This window comes from Actinomycetes bacterium (genome assembly GCA_036000965.1).
Taxonomy (GTDB): Bacteria; Actinomycetota; CALGFH01; order CALGFH01; family CALGFH01; genus DASYUT01.
In genome coordinates this window covers 1-23697 of sequence record DASYUT010000294.1, presented here as the reverse complement: position 1 = coordinate 23697, position 23697 = coordinate 1, and the positions used below count along the sequence as shown (strand labels likewise).

At 72.6% G+C, this 23697-nt stretch carries 24 protein-coding genes and 2 pseudogenes; 10 read left to right on the top strand and 16 right to left on the bottom strand.

Annotation, left to right across the window (positions count from 1 at the left end; all coding sequences use genetic code 11):
* Together VG276_26170 and VG276_26165 are read right to left on the bottom strand one after the other, a co-directional pair.
* The coding region (locus tag VG276_26170; protein HEV8652779.1) for a hypothetical protein at positions 1-203 on the bottom strand (203 nt) is incomplete at its 3' end.
* A gap of 178 nt (positions 204-381) precedes the next feature.
* Positions 382-1398: a hypothetical protein gene (locus tag VG276_26165; GenBank protein HEV8652778.1), complete on the bottom strand. Its 1017-nt coding sequence runs from the start codon at positions 1396-1398 to the stop codon at positions 382-384.
* Between the two features lie 65 nt (positions 1399-1463).
* On the opposite strand from VG276_26165, the gene VG276_26160 reads away from it, so the two are divergent.
* Positions 1464-2024, top strand: a complete 561-nt coding sequence (locus tag VG276_26160) for a MarR family winged helix-turn-helix transcriptional regulator (GenBank protein HEV8652777.1) — start codon at positions 1464-1466, stop codon at positions 2022-2024.
* Between the two features lie 99 nt (positions 2025-2123).
* Positions 2124-2882 (top strand): ABC transporter permease, encoded by a 759-nt coding sequence (locus VG276_26155; GenBank protein ID HEV8652776.1) that lies wholly within the window; start codon positions 2124-2126, stop codon positions 2880-2882.
* A 57-nt stretch (positions 2883-2939) separates the two neighbouring features.
* On the opposite strand, the gene VG276_26150 is transcribed toward VG276_26155, so the two are convergent.
* Entirely contained in the window at positions 2940-3230 is a 291-nt protein-coding gene (locus VG276_26150; protein ID HEV8652775.1) for a WhiB family transcriptional regulator, read from the bottom strand.
* A 133-nt stretch (positions 3231-3363) separates the two neighbouring features.
* On the opposite strand from VG276_26150, the pseudogene VG276_26145 reads away from it, so the two are divergent.
* Positions 3364-4593, top strand: a pseudogene (locus VG276_26145) (FAD-dependent oxidoreductase).
* 68 nt (positions 4594-4661) lie between these two features.
* Here VG276_26145 and VG276_26140 read toward each other — a convergent pair.
* The 10 genes and pseudogenes from VG276_26140 to VG276_26095 form a co-directional block, all read right to left on the bottom strand.
* Positions 4662-4838: pseudogene (locus VG276_26140) on the bottom strand (glycine zipper family protein).
* A 127-nt stretch (positions 4839-4965) separates the two neighbouring features.
* Entirely contained in the window at positions 4966-5400 is a 435-nt protein-coding gene (gene trxA, locus VG276_26135) for a thioredoxin (GenBank protein ID HEV8652774.1), read from the bottom strand.
* 2 nt (positions 5401-5402) lie between these two features.
* The gene (gene clpB / locus VG276_26130; GenBank protein HEV8652773.1) at positions 5403-8033 is read right to left on the bottom strand and encodes an ATP-dependent chaperone ClpB; all 2631 of its coding nucleotides are present in this window, start codon (positions 8031-8033) and stop codon (positions 5403-5405) included.
* Positions 8015-8320 carry a chaperone modulator CbpM gene (locus VG276_26125; protein HEV8652772.1) on the bottom strand — a complete coding sequence of 102 codons (306 nt, stop codon included), beginning with the start codon at positions 8318-8320 and terminating at the stop codon, positions 8015-8017. The genes clpB and VG276_26125 overlap by 19 nt, the downstream gene beginning before the upstream one ends.
* A gap of 118 nt (positions 8321-8438) precedes the next feature.
* Entirely contained in the window at positions 8439-9452 is a 1014-nt protein-coding gene (locus VG276_26120) for a J domain-containing protein (GenBank protein HEV8652771.1), read from the bottom strand.
* Between the two features lie 6 nt (positions 9453-9458).
* Positions 9459-10091: a nucleotide exchange factor GrpE gene (locus VG276_26115; GenBank protein ID HEV8652770.1), complete on the bottom strand. Its 633-nt coding sequence runs from the start codon at positions 10089-10091 to the stop codon at positions 9459-9461.
* An 11-nt stretch (positions 10092-10102) separates the two neighbouring features.
* On the bottom strand, positions 10103-12043 hold the full coding sequence (gene dnaK / locus VG276_26110; protein ID HEV8652769.1) for a molecular chaperone DnaK: 1941 nt from the start codon (positions 12041-12043) through the stop codon (positions 10103-10105).
* A gap of 276 nt (positions 12044-12319) precedes the next feature.
* Positions 12320-12595: a hypothetical protein gene (locus VG276_26105; GenBank protein HEV8652768.1), complete on the bottom strand. Its 276-nt coding sequence runs from the start codon at positions 12593-12595 to the stop codon at positions 12320-12322.
* Positions 12596-12693: 98 nt separating this feature from the next.
* On the bottom strand, positions 12694-13473 hold the full coding sequence (locus tag VG276_26100; protein HEV8652767.1) for a sigma-70 family RNA polymerase sigma factor: 780 nt from the start codon (positions 13471-13473) through the stop codon (positions 12694-12696).
* Positions 13474-13594: 121 nt separating this feature from the next.
* Positions 13595-13816 (bottom strand): hypothetical protein, encoded by a 222-nt coding sequence (locus tag VG276_26095; GenBank protein HEV8652766.1) that lies wholly within the window; start codon positions 13814-13816, stop codon positions 13595-13597.
* A gap of 698 nt (positions 13817-14514) precedes the next feature.
* Here VG276_26095 and VG276_26090 point away from each other — a divergent pair.
* From VG276_26090 to nagA, 4 genes are all read left to right on the top strand, one after another.
* Complete coding sequence (locus VG276_26090) at positions 14515-15810, top strand: PQQ-binding-like beta-propeller repeat protein (GenBank protein ID HEV8652765.1); 1296 nt, start codon at positions 14515-14517, stop codon at positions 15808-15810.
* Between the two features lie 230 nt (positions 15811-16040).
* A complete protein-coding gene (locus tag VG276_26085; GenBank protein ID HEV8652764.1) occupies positions 16041-16502 on the top strand; it encodes a hypothetical protein in 462 nt (153 codons plus the stop codon).
* Positions 16503-16667: 165 nt separating this feature from the next.
* Complete coding sequence (locus VG276_26080) at positions 16668-16913, top strand: PspC domain-containing protein (GenBank protein ID HEV8652763.1); 246 nt, start codon at positions 16668-16670, stop codon at positions 16911-16913.
* A 37-nt stretch (positions 16914-16950) separates the two neighbouring features.
* The gene (nagA, locus tag VG276_26075; protein HEV8652762.1) at positions 16951-18105 is read left to right on the top strand and encodes an N-acetylglucosamine-6-phosphate deacetylase; all 1155 of its coding nucleotides are present in this window, start codon (positions 16951-16953) and stop codon (positions 18103-18105) included.
* A 138-nt stretch (positions 18106-18243) separates the two neighbouring features.
* Here the strand turns inward: nagA and VG276_26070 are convergent, their stop codons facing one another.
* The 3 genes from VG276_26070 to VG276_26060 form a co-directional block, all read right to left on the bottom strand.
* A complete protein-coding gene (locus VG276_26070; GenBank protein HEV8652761.1) occupies positions 18244-19431 on the bottom strand; it encodes an acetyl-CoA C-acyltransferase family protein in 1188 nt (395 codons plus the stop codon).
* A gap of 91 nt (positions 19432-19522) precedes the next feature.
* Positions 19523-20257 carry a beta-ketoacyl-ACP reductase gene (locus VG276_26065; GenBank protein HEV8652760.1) on the bottom strand — a complete coding sequence of 245 codons (735 nt, stop codon included), beginning with the start codon at positions 20255-20257 and terminating at the stop codon, positions 19523-19525.
* Positions 20258-20351: 94 nt separating this feature from the next.
* Entirely contained in the window at positions 20352-21095 is a 744-nt protein-coding gene (locus tag VG276_26060; protein HEV8652759.1) for a GntR family transcriptional regulator, read from the bottom strand.
* A 207-nt stretch (positions 21096-21302) separates the two neighbouring features.
* Between VG276_26060 and iolC the strand changes: the two genes are divergently transcribed.
* From iolC to VG276_26045, 3 genes are all read left to right on the top strand, one after another.
* Positions 21303-22271 carry a 5-dehydro-2-deoxygluconokinase gene (gene iolC, locus VG276_26055; protein HEV8652758.1) on the top strand — a complete coding sequence of 323 codons (969 nt, stop codon included), beginning with the start codon at positions 21303-21305 and terminating at the stop codon, positions 22269-22271.
* Positions 22261-23151, top strand: a complete 891-nt coding sequence (locus VG276_26050) for an aldolase (GenBank protein HEV8652757.1) — start codon at positions 22261-22263, stop codon at positions 23149-23151. The genes iolC and VG276_26050 overlap by 11 nt, the downstream gene beginning before the upstream one ends.
* Positions 23151-23697, top strand: a 547-nt coding sequence (locus VG276_26045; protein ID HEV8652756.1) for a 5-deoxy-glucuronate isomerase, incomplete at its 3' end; no start/stop codon positions are given. The genes VG276_26050 and VG276_26045, both read left to right, overlap by 1 nt.

Sequence of the window (23697 nt, the reverse complement as noted above, 5' to 3'; positions counted from 1 at the left end):
CGCTGGTCGTTGCCGAACGCCCGCCACTCGGCCTGGGTGAGGGACTGGTCGATCAGCGGCAGCACGTCGCGCTCCTCGTGGGTCAGGTGGCCGTACAGCGCGCTGGCCAGGGCATCGACGGTGTCCCCGAGGCGCTGGTGGTCATGCCCCGAGGTGACCCCCGTGCGGTGACAACCATCCCGTCTGTGCCCGAACCATTGCATCCACGACCGAAACCGTCGCCGTGACAAGCCGCTCCACATCAGGGGCTAGTAGGCCGGTCAAGTAGCCGGATCGAGCTGGTTGCGCCCTGCTGCACATAGAAGACGCGCAGGTCATGAGTACGAGTGCTTTGCTCGCAGATCGGACATCTCGGCTACTTGACCGGCCCTCTAGGTCCGCTCAGGGCGCGTCGGTGACCTGCAGCGGCGTGACCGGGACGCCATCGCTCCACCTGCCCATGAAGCGTTGCTCGGTGGTCCCGCCGAGCGCCAGGCGGCAGTCCCGCCGCGCGACCGCGCAGCGCTGCAGCCCGTCAAGCAGCTTCCACGGGCCGTAGAAGTCCAGCGCGTCCGGCGGGTTGCCGCTGCCGCTGAGCGACAGGAAGTGGTCGGCGACCAGCCCGGGCGTGCCGTGCTCGTCGCTGCGGACCAGCACGTAGTCCTTGCTGGCCGCAGGGAGGTGGCCGAGCGCGGCCCACAGGGCCTTGGGGCCCTCCTGGCCAACCCGGTCGTCGCGGTCGGAGGCCAGCACGAGCACCAGGCTGGACGGGGCGATGCCACCCAGCACCCGCAGGCTCTCTTCGTCCTCCAGGCGTGGCTGCAGCGCGAACACCGCTGTCGGGCGCGGCAGCCGCTGCGTGCCGCTGTCGGCAGCCAGCTGGGCGGCCATGTTCCCGCCGACCGAGTGGCCCACCAGCACCAGGTGGTCCCACTGCGGCGTGACGTGCCCCGGCCGTGCCAGCGCCCGCACCGCCGCCCGCAGCCCCGCCACCGGCCCCTTGCGCCGCTCGGTGTCCTCCATCCCCTGGAACGGCTGGTCCTGGAAGACCACGATGCTGCCCCGCCCCACCAGGTGGTCGATCCAGCCCTGGTACTCGTCGGGGCCGACGCCTTGGGTGAAGACCACCACCGGCGCGCTGCGGGGCGTGGGCTTGTCCGGCTCGAAGACCGTCACGCTGCCAGGAGAGCCGCTGACCTGGGTGATCCGCACCCCGGCGTGGCGCCGCTGGCTGCCGCCTGGGCCCTGCAACGGCTGCGTCGGCGGTGCGATCGCCCGGGTCGCTGAGGGTGCGGACGGCCCTGCCCGGTCCCGCGCCGGGCCGCCAGCCGTGCAGCCGGCCAGCGCCAGGGCGACGAGCAGGCCCGCCAAGCGGCGGCCACGCCACGCCCTGGGTCCGCTGCCTGCAGGTCCCACCATCGGCCTCCACGAACGCGAGTGCCATCTGCTCCGACTTCGGAGTATCTTTGCTCCGGATCCGGAACATGGCAACCCCTTTGGCCCTGGCGGAGCGACCGCCGGGCGGTCACACTGACGCCGTGACACGCCACCTCGGCCAGCAACGCCGGATCTCGTTCCTGTTCGACCTGTTCGCCGTTGGCCACCGGGTCCGGGTCCTGCTCGGCCAGACCATGGCCGACGCCGGCCTGCGGCCCGACGAGTACGCGATGTACAGCGCGGTGCTCAAGGCCGGTCCGCTGACCATCAGCGAGCTGGCGCAGATGGTGGGGATGCCGCTGACCACGGTGTCGGACTACGTCCGCACCATGACCACCCGTGGCCACGCCCACCGCTCCCGCAACCCGGCCGACAGCCGCTCCTACCTGGTCTGCCTGACCGAGGACGGGACCGCCGCCCATCGCGCCGCCAGGGTCAGCTTCGCCGACGCCATCAACCGCGTCCGCCAGGCGCTGCCCATCCCCGAGCAGGACCTTCTCCGCGCCCTGCACGCTCTCGACGACGCCGTCCGCCAAGTCCTAGAGGAGCTGCCCGCCGAGGACCGCCGCCAGCAGCGCGCCATCACCGGCGCCGCTGCTGGACGCTAAAGCGGACCGCGCCCACAGCAGCGCGCAGCTCATCGATCTTGCTGCCCGGGCTTCTCCAGGCTCCCTCCGTGCCCTCCGCAGCCGCGATACGCTCCGGGCATGGAGGTTGCGCGGACGACCCTGGGGTTGCTGGTCTTGGCGGTCGTTGCGAGCGTGGTGCCACTGGTCGACGGCGTGCACCAGGCACGCGCGGTCGCGTGGTCGGCCGGCCGTGGTGCTGTCCAGCTCCTGACCGTCGGGCTGGTGCTCGGGGCGGTGTTCCGCGCTCCTTTGGCGGTGCTGCCCCTGCTTGCGGTGATGGCGGTGGCGGCGACCGCGACGGTCACCCCCCGATTGGCCGACCTGCCGGTGCTCGGGTGGTGGCGGCGCCCGGCCGCGGTGGCCGTGGCGGTGGTCACGGGCGCGACGGTGACGGGAACGGTCGTGTTCGCGACCGGCGCGCTGCCGCTGGGCGTCCGCAACGTCGTGGCCCTGGGCGGTATCACCTTGGGGGGTGCGATGACCGCATCGACGCTGGCCGGCCGCCGGTTCCTCGCCGAGCTCCGCAGCCGGCGAGCCGAGGTCGAGGGCAAGTTGGCCCTCGGGGCGACGATGCAGCAGGCCACCGGTGACCTGGTTCGCGTGGCGGTCGGCGAGGCGCTGGTGCCCGCGCTGGACCAGACCCGCACGACCGGGTTGGTCACGCTGCCCGGGGCGTTTGTAGGCGCACTGTTCGGTGGTGCCAGCCCCCTGGCGGCTGCCCGCTTCCAGCTCGTCGTCCTCGTCGGCCTGCTCGCCGCCGAGAGCGTCGCGGCAGTCGTGCTGCTGCGGCTGCTGGCCGCCGTGCCGTTCCTGCCGATGAGCACGACCGAGCCCTGATCTGGCTCCGGTTCCAAGAGCCGGGCGGGTCAGGCATCTCTCTTGCATGACGCCCCTTCACCGCGGCACATCGACGGCATGCCAGATCTCCTGCCGCTCCCGCTCGCTGAGTCCCCCCCAGACACCGAAGGACTCGCCATGGGCAAGGGCGTACAGGCGGCACGGCTCGACCACGGGGCAGACGGCGCAGATCTCCTTGGCCTGTCGCTCGCGGAGCGCCCGCCGACTCGGGCGCTCGCCGTCGCCGCCGAAGAACACGGACGTGTCGGTGCCGTGGCAGGCGGCGTGGAGCCGCCAGGACCAGCCGGCAGGCGACCAGACCGCGTCACCGTTCCCATTCCTGCGCATCGCGGCTCCCTCCTTCGCTCGGCGCACGCACTGGACGTGCCACAAGCTGTCAGAAGCGGGCCCGGGTTCGAATCCACACTGCGATTGGTCCGACGGAACTGTGTCTGCCTGGCCTGGTGGCCTTCCTGGCCTGATCGTGGGCTCGCGCTACTCGCCCGACACGCGCCGGCTGCGCGAGTTCGCCGCCCGCAACCGGTTGCCGCACCGGTGGATCGACCTGGAGGAAGACAGGGAGGCGGAAGCGCTGCTGCGCGAGCTGGGCATCTCGCCGCAGGAGACGCCGGTCGTGATCTGGAGCGAGCACGTGCTTCGCAACCCGAGCAATGCGGAGCTGGCACGCGCGATCGGCCTGCCGGCACCAGGCCCGGCCGAGACCGCCTGCGACCTCGTCATCGTGGGCGCCGGCCCGGCTGGGCTCACGGCCGCCGTCTACGGCGCCTCCGAGGGGCTTGCGGCGGTCGCGCTCGACGCGGTCGCGACCGGCGGCCAAGCCGGGACCTCCTCGCGGATCGAGAACTACCCCGGCTTCCCCTCTGGCATCTCCGGCTCGGAGCTTGCCGAGCGGACCGTCATCCAGGCGGAGAAGTTCGGCGCCCGCCTCAGCGTGCCCGCCGAAGCCATCGCACTCGAGCAACGCGACGGGCATCACCTCATCAGGCTCGACGACGGGGGATCGGTCGCCGGCCGCACGGTCCTGGTCGCTACGGGCGCCCGCTACCGCAAGCTGCCCGTACCCCGCCTCGAGGAGTTCGAGGGAGTGAGCGTCCACTACGCAGCGACCCTGGTCGAGGCCCAGCTGTGCCGCAACGATCCGGTGGCGGTGGTGGGAGGCGGCAACTCCGCCGGGCAGGCGACGGTGTTCCTGATCCGGCACGCGGCGCGGGTCCGCCTGCTGATCCGCGAGGACGACCTGGGGAAGAGCATGTCACGCTACCTGGCCGACCGGATCGAACGCAGCCCCGCGGTGGAGATCCTGCGCTACACCGAGGTACGCGAGCTGGTCGGGGACCAGGGGGTGCTCGAAGCGGTCGTCGTCGAGGACGACCGGGCCGGGGAGCGCCGCACGATCCAGGCGCGTGCGCTCTTCGTCTTCATCGGCGCGGAGCCCTATGCGCGCTGGCTCGGAGGTCAGCTCGCGCTCGACAATCGTGGCTTCATCCTCACCGGACCCGATGCCATACGCGCCGCGGCGCATGGCCCCGGCCAGGACGCTCATCGCCAGCCGTTCCTGCTCGAGACCAGCCGGCCCGGCGTGTTCGCCGCGGGCGACGTGAGGAGCGGGTCGATCAAGCGGGTCGCCTCGGCCGTCGGCGAGGCGGCCATGGCCGTCCGCCTGGTGCACGAGTACCTCGAGTACGGGTAGACGACGGCGGTCAGGAGGCGATGGAGATGCCGGTGATGGGCGTGCCCAAGTTCGAGCGCTTCTTCCACGCCGACGACGGCGCCGATGACCAGCCCGTAGAGGGCCAGCGTCAGGCTGGAGATGACCGGGTCGACCCAGTTGAACAAGCCGAACAGCCAGCCGAACAGCGCACCGAGCAGCGCACCCTGCAGCGCGCCCGGCCGCGCCGCCTTGCCGTACCCCATCCGGCCGGTGACCTGCTCCACCCTGCCACGGCCGTCCGCCATGGCTGTTGGGGAGCTGGGTCGGGCTGTGGGGGATCTGGGGTCAGGCTGTTGGGGATCTGGGGTCAGGCTGTTGGGGATACAGGCTCAGGCTGTTGGGGAGCTTGGGTCAGGCTGCCGGCTTGGCGATCACCTCCTCGGCCCATCGGACCAGCGCAGCTGGTGGGACCGCCCCGACCTGCCTGGCGACTTCCCGGCCGTCGCGCAGGAGCACCAAGGTGGGGATCCCTTGGACGCCGAGGCGCTCGGCGACCCGGGGCGCTTGGTCGACGTTGACCTTGACCGCCTTGAGGCGCCCAGCCAGCGCCCGGGCTGCCTGCTCCACGCCGGGTTCGACGACCCGGCAGGGCCCGCACCACGGCGCCCACAGGTCGACCAGCACCGGCAGGGTCGAGCGGGCGGCGACCTCCTCGAAGTCGCTGTCGCCGGCGGTGGCCAGCCACGGGAGCGGGGTGTGGCAGGCCCCGCAGCATGGCACCCCGGTCGCCGTGGACGGCACCCGGTTGCGCTTGCCGCAGTTGGGGCAGACCACGATCTCGCTCACGGTCAGGCCGCCTCCTGGGACTCCGGCGGGTTCTCGTAGGTGACGACCAGCTCGCCCCCTTCGGCGTCCACCCGCACGATGGCGCCGTCGCGGACGTCGCCGCCCAGCAGGGCGCGGCCGATGCGGGTCTCCACCTCGTGGGAGATGAACCGGCGCAGCGGCCGGGCGCCGTAGACCGGGTCGAACCCCTGGGCGGCGATGACGCGGCGGGCCTCGTCGGTGAGCTCCAGCGTTATCCGCCGGTCGGCCAGGCGCCGGCGCAGCTCCTCGAACTGCAGGTCGACGATCCGCTCGATCTGCGGCAGCGTCAGCGGCTTGAACAGCACCACGTCGTCGACGCGGTTGAGGAACTCGGGGCGGAAGTGGCTGCGCAGCTCGGCCATGACCCGCGCTCTGGCGTCGGGCTTGATCTCCCCGTCGGGGGTGACCCCGTCCAGCAGGTACTGCGAGCCGATGTTCGAGGTCATGATAAGCACCGTGTTGCGGAAGTCGACGGTGCGGCCCTGGGCGTCGGTGATGCGGCCGTCGTCGAGCACCTGCAGCAGGGTGTTGAACACGTCGGCGTGGGCCTTCTCGATCTCGTCGAACAGCACCACCGAGTACGGCTTGCGCCGTACCGCCTCGGTGAGCTGCCCGCCCTCCTCGTAGCCGACGTAGCCAGGCGGGGCGCCGATCAGGCGGCTGACCGTGTGGCGCTCCTGGTACTCGCTCATGTCGAGCCGGACCATGTTCTCCTCGGTGTCGAACAGGGCCGCCGCCAGCGTCTTGGCCAGCTCGGTCTTGCCGACCCCGGTCGGGCCGAGGAACACGAACGAGCCAATCGGCCGGCGAGGGTCCTTGATCCCCGAGCGGGCTCGGATGATCGCGTCGGCGACCAGCCGGATCGCCTCGTCCTGGCCGACCACCCGCTGGTGGAGGATCTCGTCGAGGCGAAGCAGCTTCTCGCGCTCGCCCTCCTTCAGGCGGCTGATCGGGATCCCGGTCCAGGAGGAGACGATCTCGGCGATCTCGTCCTCGGTGACCACCTCGCGCAGCATCCGCCGGTCACCCAGCTTGGCGATCTGCGCCTCCTCGGCCTCCAGGCGCCGCTGCAGCTCGGCGAGCTTGCCGTAGCGCAGCTCGGCGGCCCGGTTGAGGTCGTAGTTGCGCTCGGCCTCCTCGGCCTCGCGGCGGACCTGCTCGAGCTCCTTGCGCAGCGCCTGTACCCGCCTGATCGCCTGCCGCTCGGACTCCCACTGGGCCCGGGCGGCGTCGGCCTGGGCGCGCAGGTCGGCCAGCTCGCGGCGGAGCTCCTCCAGCCTTGCCTTACTGGCCGGGTCGGTCTCCTTGGCCAGCGCCGCCTCCTCGATCTCCAGGCGCGTCACCCGGCGGGTCAGCTCGTCCAGCTCGGCCGGCATCGAGTCGATCTCGGTGCGCAACCGCGCGCACGCCTCGTCGACCAGGTCGATCGCCTTGTCGGGCAGGAACCGGTCGGTGATGTAGCGGTGGCTGAGGACGGCCGCGGCGACCAGGGCGCCGTCCTGGATCTTGACGCCGTGGAAGACCTCGAGGCGTTCACGCAGCCCCCGCAGGATCGAGATGGTGTCCTCGACGCTGGGCTCGTCGACCAGCACCGGCTGGAAGCGGCGCTCCAGGGCGGCGTCCTTCTCGATGTGCCTGCGGTACTCGTTGACGGTGGTGGCCCCGATCATGTGCAGCTCGCCGCGGGCCAGCATCGGCTTGAGCATGTTGCCGGCGTCCATCGCGCCCTCGGCGGCGCCGGCGCCGACCACTGTGTGCAGCTCGTCGATGAACAGCAGGATGCGGCCCTGCCCGGCGCGGACCTCGTTGAGCACCGCCTTGAGCCGCTCTTCGAACTCGCCCCGGTACTTCGCCCCCGCCACCAGCGAGCCCATGTCGAGTGCGAAGATGGTCTTGTCGCGCAGCCCCTCGGGCACGTCCCCGCGCACGATCCGCTGGGCCAGGCCCTCCACGATGGCGGTCTTGCCGACCCCGGGATCACCGATCAGCACCGGGTTGTTCTTGGTCTTGCGGGACAGGATCTGCATCACCCGGCGGATCTCGGCGTCGCGCCCGATCACCGGGTCGAGCTTGCCGTCGCGGGCGTCGGCCACCAGGTCGCGCCCGTACTTCTCCAGGGCTTCGTAGGCAGCCTCGGGCATCGCGGAGGTGACCCGCTGGTTGCCGCGGACCCGGGTGAGGGCGGTCAGGTAGCGCTCCCGGGTGAGGCCCTGCTCCTTCAGGAGCCGCCCGGCGGCCGTGGCCGAGCCCTCGTCGATGAGCGCCAGCACCAGGTGCTCGACCGAAACGTACTCGTCCTTGAGCCGGCCCGCCTCCCGCTCGGCGGCGTCGAACAGGCGGGCCAGCCGCTGGGTGACCATCACCTGCCCGGGAGCGGCTCCGGGTCCGGTCACCCGCGGCCGGCGGCCGAGCTCCGCCTCGATCCCGGTGCGGAGCGCGTCCGGGTCCGCGCCGGCCGCAATGAGCAGCCGGGTCGCCAGCCCCTCGGGCTGGTCGAGCAGGGCCAGCAGCAGGTGCTCGCCGTCGACCTCGGTATGGCCGAACCGCAGCGCCTTGGTCTGGGCGTCGTGCAAGGCCTCCTGGGACTTCTGGGTCAGACGGTTGAGATCCACAGCTGGTCATCACTCCTTGCTGGCTCTCGGGGCCGGGTGCGCAGGGCGCGCTCAAGGACGTCGATGCGGTCAAGGAGGTCCAGCACCAGGCCGATCGCGGCATAGTTCAGCGACAGGCCGGCACGCAGGCGCTGGATCCGGGCGAGGGTGACCAGGTCGGCGTGGGTGAACCACAGCTCGCCGACGCCGTCACGGGTCGCCTGCAGGAGCCGAGCGTCACCAGGCGGCGGACGAACTCGGGGTGCAGGCCGGCGCTGGCGGCGAAGCCGTCCAGGCTGAGCCGCCACGGCCGCGCCATGGGGTAGCGCGCGACACGCCCGCCGGCTTGGCCTCGTGGCTGGCCGGCTTGGCCTCGCGGCTGGCCGGCGCGGCCTCGCGGCTGGCCGGCCTGGCCTCGTGGCTGGCTCACCGCTCCCTCCTCGGGTCGAAGGTGGACACGTTGGCCAGCTCCTCGAACAGCTTGCGCTCCTGGCGACTGAGCTTCCTGGGCACCATGATCCGCACCTCGGTGTACAGGTCGCCGGGCTGCCCTCTGGGATTGGGCATGCCCTGGCCGCGCAGCCGCAGCCGCCGGCCGCTCGAGGAGCCGGGTGGGACCTTCACCTTGACCTCCCCGCCCGGGGTGTCGACCGGCACGGTCGCCCCGAGCGCCGCCTCCCAGGGGCTCACCCGCAGCTCCACATGGATGTCCCGGCCTTCCAGGCGGTAGCGGGGGTGGGGCTTGATGCGGACGATCAGGTAGAGGTCGCCGGCGCCGGCGCCGCCGCCGCCTCGGCCACCCTGGCCGGCGAGCCGGATCCGCTGCCCGTCGGTGACCCCGGGCGGGATGGTGACCTCGTAGCTGCGCGGCCCGTCCGGCCCGGCCAGCGTGACCCACCGCCGCCCGCCGGCGTACGCCTCCTCCACGGTGAGCTCGAGCTCGGCCTCCTGGTCGGACCCGGGCATCGGCCCCCCCGCCCCGCGGCTGCCGAACAGTCCGCCGAACAGGTCGTCCAGGTCGATGCCGCCGAAGCCGCCGTCACCGAAGCCACTGTCGCCGAAGCCCGTGTCGTCGTCGACGTAGACCCGGTTGCCGGCGTCGTCGACGTACACCCGGCTGCGCCTGCCCCCGGAGGGCGACCCGCGGGCACGGAAGCCGCGGGCGCCGGGGCCGGCGCCCGCGCGGGCGCCGGCCCCGGCCCGCTCGGCCCCCTCGGGGAACTGACGGAAGTTCGGTCCGAACCGGTCGTAGCGCGCCCTGGTGCCGGGGTCGGAGAGGACCTGGTAGGCCTCGTTGATCTCCTTGAACCGCTCCTCGGCGCCCGGGTCCTTGTTCACGTCCGGGTGGGAGGTGCGGGCCTGCCGGCGGAAGGCCTGCTGCAGCTCCTCGGCGCTGGCGTTGCGTGGGACACCGAGCACCTCGTAGTAGTCGCGGGCCACAGGCCCTCACCCCTGCATGACCGGCGCGGTCGCGACCACCACGGCGGCCGGGCGCAGCCAGTGCTCGCCCTGCCCGTACCCGGGGCGCAGCACCTGCACGACCGTGCCCGGTGCCGCCTCGGGGTCCTCCACCACCTTGACCGCCTCGTGCTGCAGCGGGTCGAAGGGCACCCCGACCTCCTCGTGCCGGGGGTAGCCGAGCCGGGCCAGGACGGCCAGGGCCTGCTCGCGCACCGCGCGCACTCCCTCCACGACGGCGCGCGGGTCGTCGTTCGCGTGGGCCAGGGCGCGGTCGAGGCCGTCCACCACGGGCAGCCATTCTGCGGCCACCCGAGCGCGCTCGGCTGCCCGCTCCCGTGCCAGCTCCCGTGCGTAGCGCTTGCGGAGGTTGTCCAGGTCGGCCAGGGCACGCCGCCAGCGGTCCTCGAGGTCGGCCAGGGCGGCCGCGGCGCCGATCGTATCAGCGCCGGCGGCCGCGTCGGACACCTCGGCGGCCGCGTCGGGCGCTTCGGGCGCTTCGGTGGCCGGCGTGCTCGCCTGGCCAGGGGCTGGCGGCGTGGCGGTGCCGGCTGCCGCCGGCTCGCCGCGGCCGGCTCGCTCGTTGTCCAGCTCTGGCTCGGGTTGTCGCTGCGCGGCCATGGCGCACGCCCCTAACTGGGGGTGAAGTCGGCGTCGATCACGTCGTCGTCGCCGGGCCGTTGCTCTGACGGACCGCCGGGCCGCTGTTCTGACGGGCCGCCGGGCCGCTGTTCTGACGGACCGCCGGGCCCGGGCCCGCCCTGCGCGCCAGCCTGGGCACCAGGGCTCGCCATCAGGCCCTGGAGCAGCTGCTGGAGCTCGCCGGTGAGCTCCCGCAGGCGCTCCAGCGGCGCCTCCTCCTTGATGGCTTGGCGGGCGTCGGCGACCAGCATCTCCGCCCGTGCCTTCTCGTGGGACGGGGCCGCGCCGCCGAGCTCTTGCAGGCGCCGCTCCACCTGGTAGGCGACGGCGTCCAGCTCGTTGCGGGCGTCCACCAGCTGGCGCAGGCGGGTGTCCTCGGCCCGGTACCGGTCGGCCTCGGCGACCATCCGCTCCACCTCGGACCGGTCCAGGTTGCTGGTCTCGCTGATCGTGATCTTCTGCTCGGCCCTGGTGTCCTTGTCGCGGGCGGAGACGTTGAGGATGCCGTTGGCGTCGATGTCGAAGGTGACCTCGATCTGGGGCTCCCCGCGGGGTGCCGGGCGGATGTTCTCCAGCCGGAAGCGGCCGAGCACCCGGTTGTCCGCGGCCCGCTCGCGCTCGCCCTGCAGGACCACGACGTCCACGGCCGGCTGGTTGTCCTCGGCGGTCGAGAACACCTCGGTCCGCCGGACCGGGATGGTGGTGTTGCGCTCGATCACCCTGGTCATGACCCCGCCGAGCGTCTCCAGCCCAAGCGACAGCGGCGTCACGTCGAGGAGGAGGACGTCCTTGACCTCACCCTTGAGGACGCCGGCCTGGATGGCGGCCCCGATGGCAACCACCTCGTCGGGGTTGACCGTCATGTTGGGGTCCTTGCCGCCGGTCAGGCGACGCACCAGCGCCTGCACCGCGGGCATCCGGGTGGCACCGCCGACCAGGATGACCTCGTCCAGGTCGGCCGCGGTCACCTTCGCGTCCGACATCGCCTGCTGCACCGGCCCGAGGCAGCGCTCGACCAGGTCGGCGGTGAGCTGCTCGAACCTCGCCCGGTTCAGGGTGGTGGTCAGGTGCTTGGGGCCTGACGCGTCCGCGGTGATGAAGGGCAGGTTGACCTGGGTCTGGGTCACCGAGCTCAGCTCGACCTTGGCCTTCTCGGCCGCCTCGAACAGCCGCTGCAGCGCCTGCGGGTCGTTGCGCAGGTCGATCCCGGTGTCGCGCTTGAACTCGTCGGCCAGGTAGTCGACCAGCCGGCGGTCGAAGTCGTCCCCGCCAAGGTGGGTGTCCCCCGAGGTCGCGCGGACCTCGACGACCCCCTCCCCGACGTCGAGGATGCTCACGTCGAAGGTGCCCCCGCCGAGGTCGAACACCAGCACGGTCTCGTGCTCGCGCTTGTCGAGCCCGTAGGCCAGGGCGGCCGCGGTCGGTTCGTTGATGATGCGCAGGACCTCGAGCCCGGCGATCCGTCCCGCGTCCTTGGTCGCCTGCCGCTGGGCGTCGTTGAAGTAGGCCGGGACGGTGATCACCGCTTCGGTGACCCGCTCACCGAGGAACTTGCCCGCGTCCTCGGCCAGCTTGCGCAGGATCAGCGCGCTGATCTCCTCCGGCGCGTACAGCTTGCCGCGGACGTTGAAGCGGACCATGCCGTCCGGCCCGGGCACGACGTCGAACGACACGGCCTTGGCCTCGCTCTCGACCTCGTCGTAGCGCCGGCCGATGAACCGCTTGGCCGATGTGATCGTCCCCTTGGGGTTCAGGATCGCCTGCCTGCGGGCGAGCTGGCCGACCAGGCGCTCGCCCTGCTCGGTGAACGCCACCACCGACGGGGTGGTGCGCGATCCTTCCGCGTTGGGGATGACCGTCGGTTCGCCGCTCTCCATCACGGCGATCACTGAGTTGGTCGTGCCCAGGTCGATGCCAACAGCCTTGGCCATACCACCCTCCGGTCCGCTCGCCCTGTCAACGACGCCTACCGGGTATCACGCAGCAATTGGGCCAAGCCCTCTCGGGGGAGATTTCTCGGCCTGGTGGCGACCCGGTCACGGCCGGCCCGGTCGGTGCCGGGCTCCCACGGCGCCCAGGCTGCCGGGCTCCCGTGGCGTCCAGGCCGCGGCGACGTCCATTCCGGCGAGGCGCCGACCAGGCAGAGGTCTGGAGGGGAGCCACGAGCACGTCGTACGAGGACGCGTTCAGGGAGCCACGATGCCGCCTCAGGGGGCCTCGATGCCGCCGAACAGCTCCTCAAGGCTTGCTGCCCAGGCCCTTGCCCACTGCTCCACGGCACCTGGTAGCCATGGCAGCCCGGCGACGTCTTCGAGCAGCCAGGCGATCGTCTGCGCGTCGTCCTGGTCGAGCCCGGGCTGGACCTGGCTCGCCCAGTAGCCGGCCTCGTCGCGGTACTCACGGCCCAGGCGATACTGCTGGCTGACGGCCGCGAGCAGGCCCCCCAGGTCGGTAGCCTGCTTGGGGTTCAACAGCGGATCCACGAACCTCCTCCTCCGCTTGTCATCAGCCTGCCCAACCGGGTTGCACGCCGGCACCTGAATATCCACCCAGATCTGCTGCCTTCAGGCGGCAGAGGATGTCAGGAGCAGAGTTGCCGGCGCATGCGGGTGAGGGCGCGGCGGAGCAGCCGTGAGACGTGGATCTGGGAGTAGCCGAGCACCGCGCCGATCTCCTCCTGCTTGAAGTCGCCGAAGAACCGGAGCTCCACGGCCCTGCGTTCCAGGTCGGGCAGGTCCGCTAGCAGCGCGGGCAGCGCCAGCACGTCGTCGACCTCGATCTCCCCGGTCGGGGCGGGCAGCAGCGCGCCAAAGGTGACCGTGGCGTCCTGGTCGACCGGCTGGTCCAGCGAGAACTCCAGGCGCGTGTCGATGGCCTGCAGCGCATCGGCGACCCGTTGCTCGGTCAGGCCCAGCTCGACGCCGATCTCGGCCGTGGTCGGGGGGCGTTGCAAGATGGCGTTCAGGGTGTCGCGGGTACGGGTGACCTGCAGCGCCTGCTCCTTGAGGGTGCGGGTGACGTGGACGCGCCAGGAGGTGTCGCGCAGGCAGCGCCGGAGCTCGCCGGTGACGCACACCACCGCATAGACGATGAACGAGTTGGCGCGGCTGGGGTCGTAGCGGTTGACCGCGGTGACCAGGCCGACCCGTGCCGCTTGGACCAGGTCGTCGTAGGAGACGCCCTGGCTGCGGCGGAAGCGGGCGGCGAGCCGGTCCGCCAGGCCCAGGTGGGCGAGGATGATCTTGTCGCGGATGGCGGGGTCGCCCGTGGTGTGCCAGGCGAGGAACCACTGCTCGACCTGCTGGATGGCGTCCTGGTCGCCCGGGCGAACATCCAGGACGGGGGAAGTCGCGGCGGTCATCTGCCTCCTCTGCGGCCGGGGAGGTTGCGCGGCGCACCCGGGCGGGCCGTGTCCGGCCCTCGGGTACGCCGCGGGCGTGGGCTGTCCTTCCTCCTTTCGATCCGCGTATGGGCAGGCGGACTTAGGGCTGGCCGAGGTCGGGGCCGGTGAACAGCAGGGGCGCGTGGACCACGCGGACCACGCCGCCGTGGTTGCCGAGTCGCTCGAGTGCGCGGTCCTCGCTCTCCCAGACCGGGTCGCCGCGCATCTGGGCAGGCCAGTGCTTGGCGGGCAGGAAGCAGAGGAACCGGTAGGCGTCCGGCGCGCCGACTGCGATGTCCTCCACCGCTGCGACGTCGTTCACCGCGGAGGCCTGGCTGCGGCCGGCGTCGCCGCTGCGGCGAGGGGGGCGGGATCTGCGTCCGTGGCCACGTGCCGGCAGACGCGATACGCTGCGCTCTCGCTACTCCCCCAAAGCAGCACCTCCTCGCTCGCCGCCGCTCGCCAGCGCCCCGGACGAGCGCCGACCCCTTGATGGGGCGCTATGCAGCCTGACAGACAGCCCAGTCGCTCGAATCCTCCGAATGCGTAGTTGCGGGTGGTGAACCTCACCAGCAGGGTCCGCCTGGACTCACCTATGCAAAGGCTGCACAACTGGTCTGCAGGGCCGGTTCAGCCTCGCGGCGGCGTCGTACAATTCCCCAGCCTGCAGGGATGCAAACCCCTTGTCGGGCCGGACCGCGCGTTCGGTAGATCCGACTGCCGTGGCGGGTGCTCGGCAGCCAGCTCGTCGACGCGGTCTGGGGTAAGGATCCACCCGAGCGCACGCCAACGCCCTGCGGTCGCTCGTCTTTCGCCTACGCCGCCTCCTCCCGATGTCGTCGAGTCCCGTCCGGCCCTCCGGACTGACCTGCCGCTCCTGCCTGGTCCTGTTCGGCGGTGGCTCACGCCGCTCCTGCCTGGTCCTGTTCGACGGTGGCTCATGCCGTTCCCGCCTGGTCCTGTTCGGCGGTGGCTCATGCCGTTCCTGCCTGGTCCTGTTCGGCGGTAACGTGGAGCACGATGGACCGCTACCGGCACGGCGACCTGACCGGCTGGCTGGCGCTTGCCGCCGGGGCGCTGCTGCTCCTGGCGGCCGGGCGCTGGGTCGTGGCCGGGCAGCTCGGCGAGGCCGCTGCCACCGGCTCGCGCGACACCGTGGCCACGCCGGCACGGCTCGGACCGGCGCTGGCGCGCCGCTGCCCCGCGCCGACGCCCGCACGGGCGGACGCGCGCCACCCCGGCCCGCCCGCCCCGGTTGCCTCGGAGGTGGCGTCGTTCCGCGAGACCCCGCAGCGGACCGGTGCGGCCGCCACCGGTGGGCCAGCGGGACGGCCCGCCGTGCGCTGGCGGGCGACGGGCCTCGCGGTGGTGTTCTCTTCCCCGGTCGCGGCCGGCAAGCTCGTGGTGGTCGGCGGGGGCGACGGCGGCGTGCATGCCGTCGAGGCGGCCACCGGGCGGCCCGCATGGGGCTTCGCCACCGGCGGGCCGGTGGACGCCTCACCGGCGGTCGCCGGCCAGACCGTGTACTCGACCAGTGCCGACGGCAACCTCTACGCGCTCGACCTGGCCAGTGGCGCGCTGCGCTGGTGCCTGGCGATCGACGCCGGGCTGTCGTCGCCGGCGGTCGCCGGGGGGCTCGTCGTCGTCAGCAGCCGCGGCGGCACCCTTTACGGGATCTCGGCGTACGGGGTCTCGGCGGCCGACGGCCGGGTCCTCTGGCAGCGCCGCGTGGGCGCCAGCCGGCAGGCGTCGCCGGCGGTCGCCGGCGGCGTGGTCTATGCCGGCGGCGGCGACGGCACGCTGCACGCGCTCGACCTGGCCACTGGCAAGCCGCGATGGCGCTTCCAGGGCGACGGCAGCATCGCCGCCTGCCCGGTCGTGGGCGACGGCATGGTGTACGCGGTCGACCTGACCGGTACGCTGCACGCGCTCACGGCCGACCGGGGTGTGCGGCGCTGGCAGCAGCACGTGGGCGTGGCCGGCCAGGTGCTCATCGCCTCCCCGGCGCTGGCCCGGGGCGTGCTGTACCTGGCCGCCGACGGCGGCCTGCTGGCCGTGGACGCCGCGTCTGGCCGGACCGTATGGCGGCGACCCGGGATCGGCGCCGTCTCCTCCCCCACCGTCGCCGCCGGCACCGTCTACGTGGGCAGCGGCGACGGGCACCTGCATGCGGTCGGCGCGGCCGACGGCCGCCCGCGCTGGCGGGTGCGGCTCGGCGGCGGCGTGCACTCCACCCCGGCCGTTCGTGACGGCGCGGTCTACGTCGGCGGCGGCGCCGGCGGCCTCTACGCGCTCGGCGAGCCCCCGTCGCACTGAGGGGCGACCGGATGCAGCGCCAGGAGTCTTGCACTGAGAGGAGGGTGGTTCCGCCAGGCCGCCTTTGCCCGGCTTCCGTCATTCGAGTCGGTTGGCCGGAGGTTGTGCCCGCAGCCTCGTACTTGATTTACTCCGCCGATGTGAGCGACTGCGCCGATGCGCGCAGGCGCGTTCTTGGCGGCAGACTCGCCAGAAGACCGCCAGGGTGGGGCAGGACCTGGGAGGAAGCGATGTCCCGCGTCCAACAGCACCGGTCGGGCAGCCCCTTGCTCGTGTGGGGTGTTACTGCCGCCGCCGCCGTCGTGGCAGTGGTGCTGCTTGTCTTCTTCGTGCGTGCCGTGACGGGATCAACCCCAGCCGCCGCCACGCGACCCGCTTCGGCCAACGAGCTGGCGCGGGTGAGCGCCGTGCCCGGGCCGGCGCTCAGCGAGGCGTGCCGCGCTGCGCTGGCCGCCACCAACCGCATGATCGCGCACGGTGACGCGGCAGTTGCCAGCCTGCGGGCGCACAAGAAGCTGATGGACGACTACAAGTCCGGCAAGATCGACCGGGCCAAGGCGATCCCACAGGGCAGCCCGTGGCGCCAAGCGCTGACTCGCACCCTCAAGGAAGGCACGGCAGCAGCCGGCCAGTACGACGCGGACAAGGCCAGCTACCGCAAGCAGGCGGCTGCGTGCCGCAAGGGTGGGTAGCAGCCGCGCAGCACAAGGGTGGGCAGCCGCGCAGGTACCAGCGTCGTCGACCCTGACGCGGGCAGGCCGGGTCCGGGATCTTCCAGGGGAATCCCCGATGGCACCGGCGCCGGATCGCGAGCAGGCTGGTCCTTGCAACCACCATCGTGTGAAGGATGCGAGAAGATGAACGAGTACTTCCATCGGGAGGGCCTGATCCGGCCCCGCCAAGGCCGCCTGCTCGGCGGCGTCTGCGCCGGCCTGGGCCGGCGCTTCGGGCTCTCGCCCTGGTCGGCACGGATCCTGTTCGTGCTCATCCTGATGCTCATCCCCGGAAGCCAGATCCTGATCTACCCGATCCTGTGGATCCTGATGCCCTCGGAGCCGCGGCTGGCCCAGATCCCGGCCGGTCCGGCCGGCGTGGCCTCCTGACCGGCAGGGCCCGCCCGGTCACCCGGGCGGGCCTTCCATGCCCGTGATCTCCGCGCCCCGCGTGGTCGCCGGCGACCGGGTGCTCAGCCCCGGCACCGTGGTGGTGGAGGGCGGCCGCATCGCCGAGGTGCTGCCCGGCCGGCCCGCCGGAGGCCGCGACCACCTCCGCCTGGAGCACGGCGTGCTCGTCCCCGGGCTCGTCGACCTCCAGGTGAACGGCTACGCCGGGGTGGACCTGGCCGGGGCCGACCCGGCCGGATGGGCGTCGGTGGCCCGCGAGCTGGCGGCCACCGGGGTCACCTCGTTCCTGCCCACCTTCATCACCGCGCCGGTCGAGGCGCTGGCCGCCGACCTGGCCCGGGCCCGGGCGGCGCGCGCCAGCGGGGAGCCGGGCGCCCGCGTCCTCGGCGTCCATCTCGAGGGCCCGTTCCTCTCCCCCGCCCGGCGCGGCGCGCACGACCCGCGCGCGATGCTCGACCCCACTCCTGAGGCGGTCGACCGGCTGCTGGAGGCGGGCGCGGGCATCCTCACCCTGATGACGCTGGCACCCGAGCGCCACGGGGCTGTCGGCGCGGTGGCGCGGCTGGTCGGGGCGGGCGTGGTCGTCTCGGTCGGCCACTCCGACGCGCGCGCCGCCGAGGTGGCGGCGGCCGCCGACGCCGGCGCCCGGATGGTGACCCACCTGTTCAACGCCCAGCGCGGGCTCCACCACCGGGAGCCGGGCGTGGCCGGGCAGGGCCTCGGTGACCCCCGCCTCACCCTCGGCCTGATCGCCGACCTCGAGCACGTGCATCCCCTGGTCTGCCGGATGGCGGTGACCGCCGCCCCCGGGCGCGTCGCCCTGGTCACCGACGCCACCGCCGCCGCCGGCATGCCGCCGGGCCGCTACCGGCTCGGCGGCGAGCTGGTCGAGCTGCCCGAGCAGGGCCCGCCGCTGCGGGCCGACGGCACCATCGCCGGCTCGGCGCTGCGCCTGGACCGGGCGGTGGCCAACGTCGCGGGGCTCGGCGTGGGCCTGGCCGACGCGGTCGCCGCGGCCACCCGGGTCCCGGCCGACCTGCTCGGCCGGACCGACCTCGGCCGCCTGGCCCCCGGGGCCCTGGCCGACCTCGCCTGGCTCGACGACGACCTGCGGGCCCTGGCCACCTGGGTCGGCGGCACCCCGGCCTGGCCTCCGTCCGGGCCGGCGTAGACGCCGCTCCGCTTTGCTGGGAGTCCGGTGCTCTCAAGCGGATCATCGCCGCGGGGCGGCTCTGACCGCCTGGTGGAGGCCCCGTACGCGACCGTCGGGGCCGAGCCGTGAGGCTCGGCCCTCCGAGACCGCCGCGAGCTACGACCGCTCGAAGACCGCGGCGATGCCCTGGCCGCCGCCGATGCACATCGTCACCAGCGCGCGCCTGCCGCCGGTGCGCTCGAGCTCATACAACGCCTTGACGGTCAGGATGCACCCGGTCGCACCGATCGGGTGGCCCAGCGACACCCCCGACCCGTTCGGATTGGTCCGCTCCGGCGGCAGCCCCAGGTCACGGATCACCGCCAGCGCCTGCGCCGCGAACGCCTCGTTGACCTCGAACACATCGATGTCGTCGACCTTCAGGCCAGCCTTGTCGAGCACCGCCCGCACCGCCGGGACCGGCCCGATCCCCATGTAGCGGGGCTCCACCCCGGCGTGGGCGTAGGCGACCAGCCGCCCCAACGGCTCAAGGCCGCGGGCGTCGGCGACCTCCCGGTCGGCCAGCACCACCGCTGCGGCGGCGTCGTTGACCCCGGCCGCGTTGCCGGCCGTGACCGTCCCGCCCGACTGGAACGCCGGCCGGAGCTTGGCCATGCCCTCCATGGTGGCGTCGGCGCGGATGTGCTCGTCGGTGTCGAACACCGTGGTGCCCTTCCGGCCCTTGAGCTCGATGGGCAGGATCTGCTCCTTGAACCAGCCCTGCTCCGTGGCCCGGGCCGCGCGCTGGTGGCTCTCCACCGCCAGGGCGTCCTGGTCCTCCCGCGACACCCCCCATTTGGCAGCCACGTTCTCGGCGGTCACCCCCATGTGGCAGTCGTCGAACGGGTCGGTCAACGCCCCCACCATCGCGTCGACCGTCTCCCCGTTGCCCATCCGCTGCCCCCAGCGCAGCCCAGGCACCCAGTACTGCCCGCGGCTCATCACCTCCGCCCCGCCCGCGACCGTGACGTCGGCGTCACCCAGGAGGACGAGCTGGGCGGCCGACACGATCGCCTGCAGCCCCGACCCGCACAACCGGTTCAGCGTGAACGCCGGGGTCTCCACCGGCAGCCCCCCGTTGACCGCCGCGACCCGCGACAGGTACATGTCGCGCACATCGGTGTGGATCACGTTGCCGAACACCACATGCCCGACGTCAGCGGGCGCGGCGCCGGACCGGTTCACCGCCTCGCGCACCACCGCCGCGGCCAGCTCGGTCGGCGGGGTGTCCTTCAGGCTCCCCCCGTACCTGCCCACCGCCGTCCGCACCCCCGAGAGCACGACGACGTCACGTTGCCTGGCCATCTGCCCGCACCTCGCTTCCTTCCCGCGGTCCTGGTGGCGCCCACTCGCGAGCGCCACCTGTGCCTGCCACCCGCCCGTGGCGGGCGGACGCTCACATGTACAGCCCGCCGTTGATGCCGTAGACCTCCCCGGTGATATACCCAGAGTCTGGGTCGGCCAGGAACTCCACCACCCGCGCGATCTCATCGGGCTCCCCCAGCCTACCCACCGGGATCTGGGCGATCACCCGCTCCAGGGCCTGGGGTGGGATCGCGGCGACCATCTCGGTGGCGATGAACCCTGGCGCCACGGAGTTCACCGTGATGCCCTTGCGCGCCGTCTCCTGCGCCAGGCTCATCGTCAACCCGAACAACCCCGACTTCGCCGAGGCGTAGTTGGCCTGGCCGACGTTGCCCTTCTCCCCGATCACCGAGCTGATGTTGACGATCCGCCCGTACCCGCGGTCCAGCATGTGCTGCAACACCGCCCGGGAGAGATAGAACGCCCCCGAGAGGTTGACGTGGATGACCCGGTCCCACTCCTCAGGGGTCATCTTGCGGACCGTCTTGTCGATGGTGATCCCGGCGTTGTTGACCAGGATGTCCATGCGGCCGTGCTGCTCGAGGACCTCCCCGATCACCCGCTCACAGTCGGCGCTCGCGCCGATGTTGCCCTGATGGATGGTGGCGCCCTCGTGGGCGGCGGCGAACTGCTTGGCGGTCTCGGCGCCGTGGGAGTACCCCACCGCCACCCTGACCCCGCGGTCGGCGAGGCGGCTGCTGATCGCCAGCCCGATCCCGCGCGCGCCGCCGGTGACGAGCGCGACCTGCCCTTCCATACTGGCCATGGGGCCTCCCTCCTTGGTCGGGACCTACCGGGTCACGAGCGCGAGCTCGAACGGGTACAGGGATGCCATGGGGGCCCTCCTTCCTCGTTCGGACTCAGCGGGTCACGAGCACGAGCTCGAACGAGTACAGGACTGCCCGGTAGATGTGGTCGCCAAGCTCCACCGGCTGTCCCGCGTCGTTGTAGGTGGTGCGCTGCATGGTCAGCAGCGGCTCACCCTTGCTGCCATGCAGCAGCCGCGCCTCGGCGGCGGTGGCCGCCCGGGCGCCGATGGTCTGCGACGCCAGGTGCAGGCGCACCCCGGCGGCGCGCATGAGCTGGTAGAGCCCGGTCCGCTCCAGCCGCTCGGCGTCCAGGGTCACCAGGCCGAGCGGGAGCCAGTTGTGCATCACCGCCAGCGCCTCGTCGTCGGCGTAGCGCAGCCGCTCCAGGGCCAAGACCTCGCTGCCCTCCTCCAGCCCGAGGGCGTGGGCAATGACGTCGGTCGCCGGCTCAGTGGCGATTGACAGGACGGTCGTCCGGGGGTTCTTGCGGCTGGCCGTCAGGTCGTCGTACAGGCTGGAGAGCTCCATCGGCCGCCGGACCTTGGGGTGCACGACCTGGGTACCGACCGCGCGCCTGCGGATCAGGTAGCCGCGGTCGACCAGGTACTCGATCGCCCGGCGCAGCGTCGGGCGCGACACTCCCAGCTGGTCGGCCAGGGTCAGCTCGCCGTCCAACTGGCTGCCCGGCGCCAGCGCTCCGGACTCGATGGCCTGCTCCAGCTGCTGGGCGACCTGGTAGTACATCGGCACCGGGCTGCCGCGGTCGACGGTGATCGACGCTGGGGAGAACGTCATGCGCCCAGCCCCCGCTGTGCCGGCGCAGCCCATCCGTTGGTCGCGTTCATCGCCCCACCCGAGGTGACATTATCATTTTGTAAGGTCAAGGGTTGACAGCAACCAGGTTGGGTAGTAGTTACCCTATCGTAACAATGCCTGTCTAGTCCCAACGAGCACTGTCCGTCGGTAGCATGGTGGGAGGTACGCCATGCACGTGGCGTCCTGATGCGCAGCGACCGTTCGGAGGCGTTCGACGTCCTCACCATGGGACGGATCGGCGTCGACATCTACCCCCTCCAGGTCGGGGTCTCCCTTCGCGAGGTCGAGACCTTCGGCAAGTACCTCGGCGGCAGCCCGACCAACGTCGCCGTGGCCGCCGCCCGCTACGGCCGGCGCAGCGCGGTGATCACCCGCACCGGCCAGGACCCGTTCGGCGAGTACCTGCACGATGCGCTGCGGAGGTTCGGCGTCGACGACCGCTTCGTGACCGCCGTGCCGGGCCTGCCGACGCCGGTGACGTTCTGCGAGATCTTCCCGCCCGACAACTTCCCGCTCTACTTCTACCGCTACCCCAAGGCGCCCGACCTGGAGATCGCCGCCGACGAGCTGGACCTCGACGCGATCCGCTCGGCCCGGGTCTTCTGGGTGACGGTGACCGGACTTTCCCAGGAGCCAAGCCGCAGCGCGACCCTGCGCGCGCTGGAGGCCAGGGCCAAGGCGGGCACCACCATCCTGGACCTGGACTACCGGCCGATGTTCTGGCCCTCCCAGCAGGAGGCCAGGACCTGGGTGCAGCGGGCGCTGGAGCAGGGCACGGTCGCGGTCGGCAACCTCGACGAGTGGGACACCGCCATCGGCGAGCGCGACCCCAAGGCCATCGTGGGCCAGCTCGAGGACCTCGGGCTCGACGTGGCCATTGTCAAGCAGGGCCCCAAGGGCGTGCTGGCCAGGGACCACACCAGCACCGTCGAGGTCCCGCCGGTGCCCGTGCGGGTGGTCAACGGCCTCGGCGCCGGCGACGCGTTCGGTGGGGCGCTTTGCCACGGGCTGCTGGCCGGCTGGGACCTGGAGCGGCTGATGCGGTTCTGCAACGCCGCCGGAGCCATCGTGGCCTCCCGGCTGGCGTGCGCCGATGCCATGCCCGACGCCGCCGAGGTCGAGGCCAAGCTCCAGGAGGCCGTTCATGCGCGCTGACCAGCTCCAGGCAATCCTCGACGTCCGCACCCGGCGCCCGGAGACGATCGCCGAGGCGGCGAGCCGGCGGGCCCGCCCGACCTCGCTGTTCAACGAGCACGGCAAGCTCATGGTCATCGCGGCCGACCACCCGGCCCGCGGCGCCCTGCGCGCCGGCGACAAGGCAGTGGCCATGGCCGACCGCGTCGAGCTGCTCGACCGGCTCTGCCTCGCCCTCTCCCGTCCCGGCGTCAACGGCGTCCTCGGCACCCCCGACATCGTCGAGGACCTCCTGCTGCTCGGCGCGCTCGACGGCAAGGTGGTCATCGGATCCATGAACCGGGGCGGCCTCGCCGGGACCGTCTTCGAGATCGACGACCGCTTCACCGCCTACGACGCCGCCAGCCTGGCCGCCGCCGGCTTCGAGGGCGGCAAGATGCTGCTGCGCATCGACCCCGGCGACCCCTCCACAGTGGCCACCGTCGAGGCCTGCGGGCGGGCGGTCAGTGAACTCGCCGGACGCCGGCTGCTGGCCATGGTCGAGCCGTTCATCTCCCACCGGGTGGACGGGCGGGTCCGCATCGACCTGGGCGCCGAGGCCACCATCCGGGCGATGACGGTCGCGGCCGGCCTCGGGAACACCTCGGCCTACACCTGGCTCAAGGTCCCGGTGGTGGAGGAGATGGAGCGGGTGATGGCGGCGACCACGCTGCCGGCGCTGCTGCTCGGCGGCGAGGTCAGCACCGCCCAGGACGCGGCCTTCGAGAGCTGGCGCAAGGCGCTCAAGCTGCCCACCGTCCAAGGCCTCGTGATCGGCCGGTCCCTGCTGTACCCGCCCGGTGACGACGTCGCCGCGGCGGTCGACACCGCGGTGGGCCTGCTCCAGGACGGGAGGGGGTGATGGGGGGCAAGCTCCACCTGCCGCGGGGCACCACCGCCGAAGGCGCGTTCTCGCTGCACGTCACGCCCGAACAGGCCGGCTGGGCGTTCAGCGGCCTGCGCGTGCTCGAGCTGGCGCCGGGCGCCGCCCACACCTTCGCCACCGGTCGCGACGAGCTGGTGGTGCTGCCGCTGGCCGGCGGCTGCGTGGTCGAGTGCGAGTCACGCCGCTTCGAGCTGGCCGGCCGCGACGACGTGTTCGGCCGGGTCACCGACTTCGCCTACGTCCCCGTCGATGCCGAGGTCCGCGTCTCCAGCCCGGGTGGCGGGCGGTTCGCCCTGCCCTCGGCGCTGGCCACCCACCGGCTCGACCCGGCCTACGGCCCGGCCGAGGCGGTGCCGGTCGAGCTGCGCGGAGCCGGTCGGGCCAGCCGCCAGGTCAACAACTTCTGCGCCCCCGGGGCGTTCGCGGCCGACAAGCTCATCGCGGTCGAGGTCCTCACCCCGGGCGGCAACTGGTCCTCCTGGCCGCCGCACAAGCACGACGAGCTCCGCGAGGACGAGGTGG

Bases quoted from the DNA above. Each gene is read 5' to 3' on its own strand.
- VG276_26165 (HEV8652778.1), bottom strand. From the start codon at position 1,398: ATGGTGGGACCTGCAGGCAGCGGACCCAGGGCGTGGCGTGGCCGCCGC.
- VG276_26160 (HEV8652777.1), top strand. From the start codon at position 1,464: ATGGCAACCCCTTTGGCCCTGGCGGAGCGACCGCCGGGCGGTCACACT.
- VG276_26155 (HEV8652776.1), top strand. From the start codon at position 2,124: ATGGAGGTTGCGCGGACGACCCTGGGGTTGCTGGTCTTGGCGGTCGTT.
- VG276_26150 (HEV8652775.1), bottom strand. From the start codon at position 3,230: ATGCGCAGGAATGGGAACGGTGACGCGGTCTGGTCGCCTGCCGGCTGG.
- VG276_26115 (HEV8652770.1), bottom strand. From the start codon at position 10,091: ATGGCCGCGCAGCGACAACCCGAGCCAGAGCTGGACAACGAGCGAGCC.
- dnaK (HEV8652769.1), bottom strand. From the start codon at position 12,043: ATGGCCAAGGCTGTTGGCATCGACCTGGGCACGACCAACTCAGTGATC.
- VG276_26100 (HEV8652767.1), bottom strand. From the start codon at position 13,473: ATGACCGCCGCGACTTCCCCCGTCCTGGATGTTCGCCCGGGCGACCAG.
- VG276_26090 (HEV8652765.1), top strand. From the start codon at position 14,515: ATGGACCGCTACCGGCACGGCGACCTGACCGGCTGGCTGGCGCTTGCC.
- VG276_26085 (HEV8652764.1), top strand. From the start codon at position 16,041: ATGTCCCGCGTCCAACAGCACCGGTCGGGCAGCCCCTTGCTCGTGTGG.
- VG276_26080 (HEV8652763.1), top strand. From the start codon at position 16,668: ATGAACGAGTACTTCCATCGGGAGGGCCTGATCCGGCCCCGCCAAGGC.
- nagA (HEV8652762.1), top strand. From the start codon at position 16,951: ATGCCCGTGATCTCCGCGCCCCGCGTGGTCGCCGGCGACCGGGTGCTC.
- VG276_26070 (HEV8652761.1), bottom strand. From the start codon at position 19,431: ATGGCCAGGCAACGTGACGTCGTCGTGCTCTCGGGGGTGCGGACGGCG.
- VG276_26065 (HEV8652760.1), bottom strand. From the start codon at position 20,257: ATGGCCAGTATGGAAGGGCAGGTCGCGCTCGTCACCGGCGGCGCGCGC.
- VG276_26060 (HEV8652759.1), bottom strand. From the start codon at position 21,095: ATGACGTTCTCCCCAGCGTCGATCACCGTCGACCGCGGCAGCCCGGTG.
- iolC (HEV8652758.1), top strand. From the start codon at position 21,303: ATGCGCAGCGACCGTTCGGAGGCGTTCGACGTCCTCACCATGGGACGG.
- VG276_26050 (HEV8652757.1), top strand. From the start codon at position 22,261: ATGCGCGCTGACCAGCTCCAGGCAATCCTCGACGTCCGCACCCGGCGC.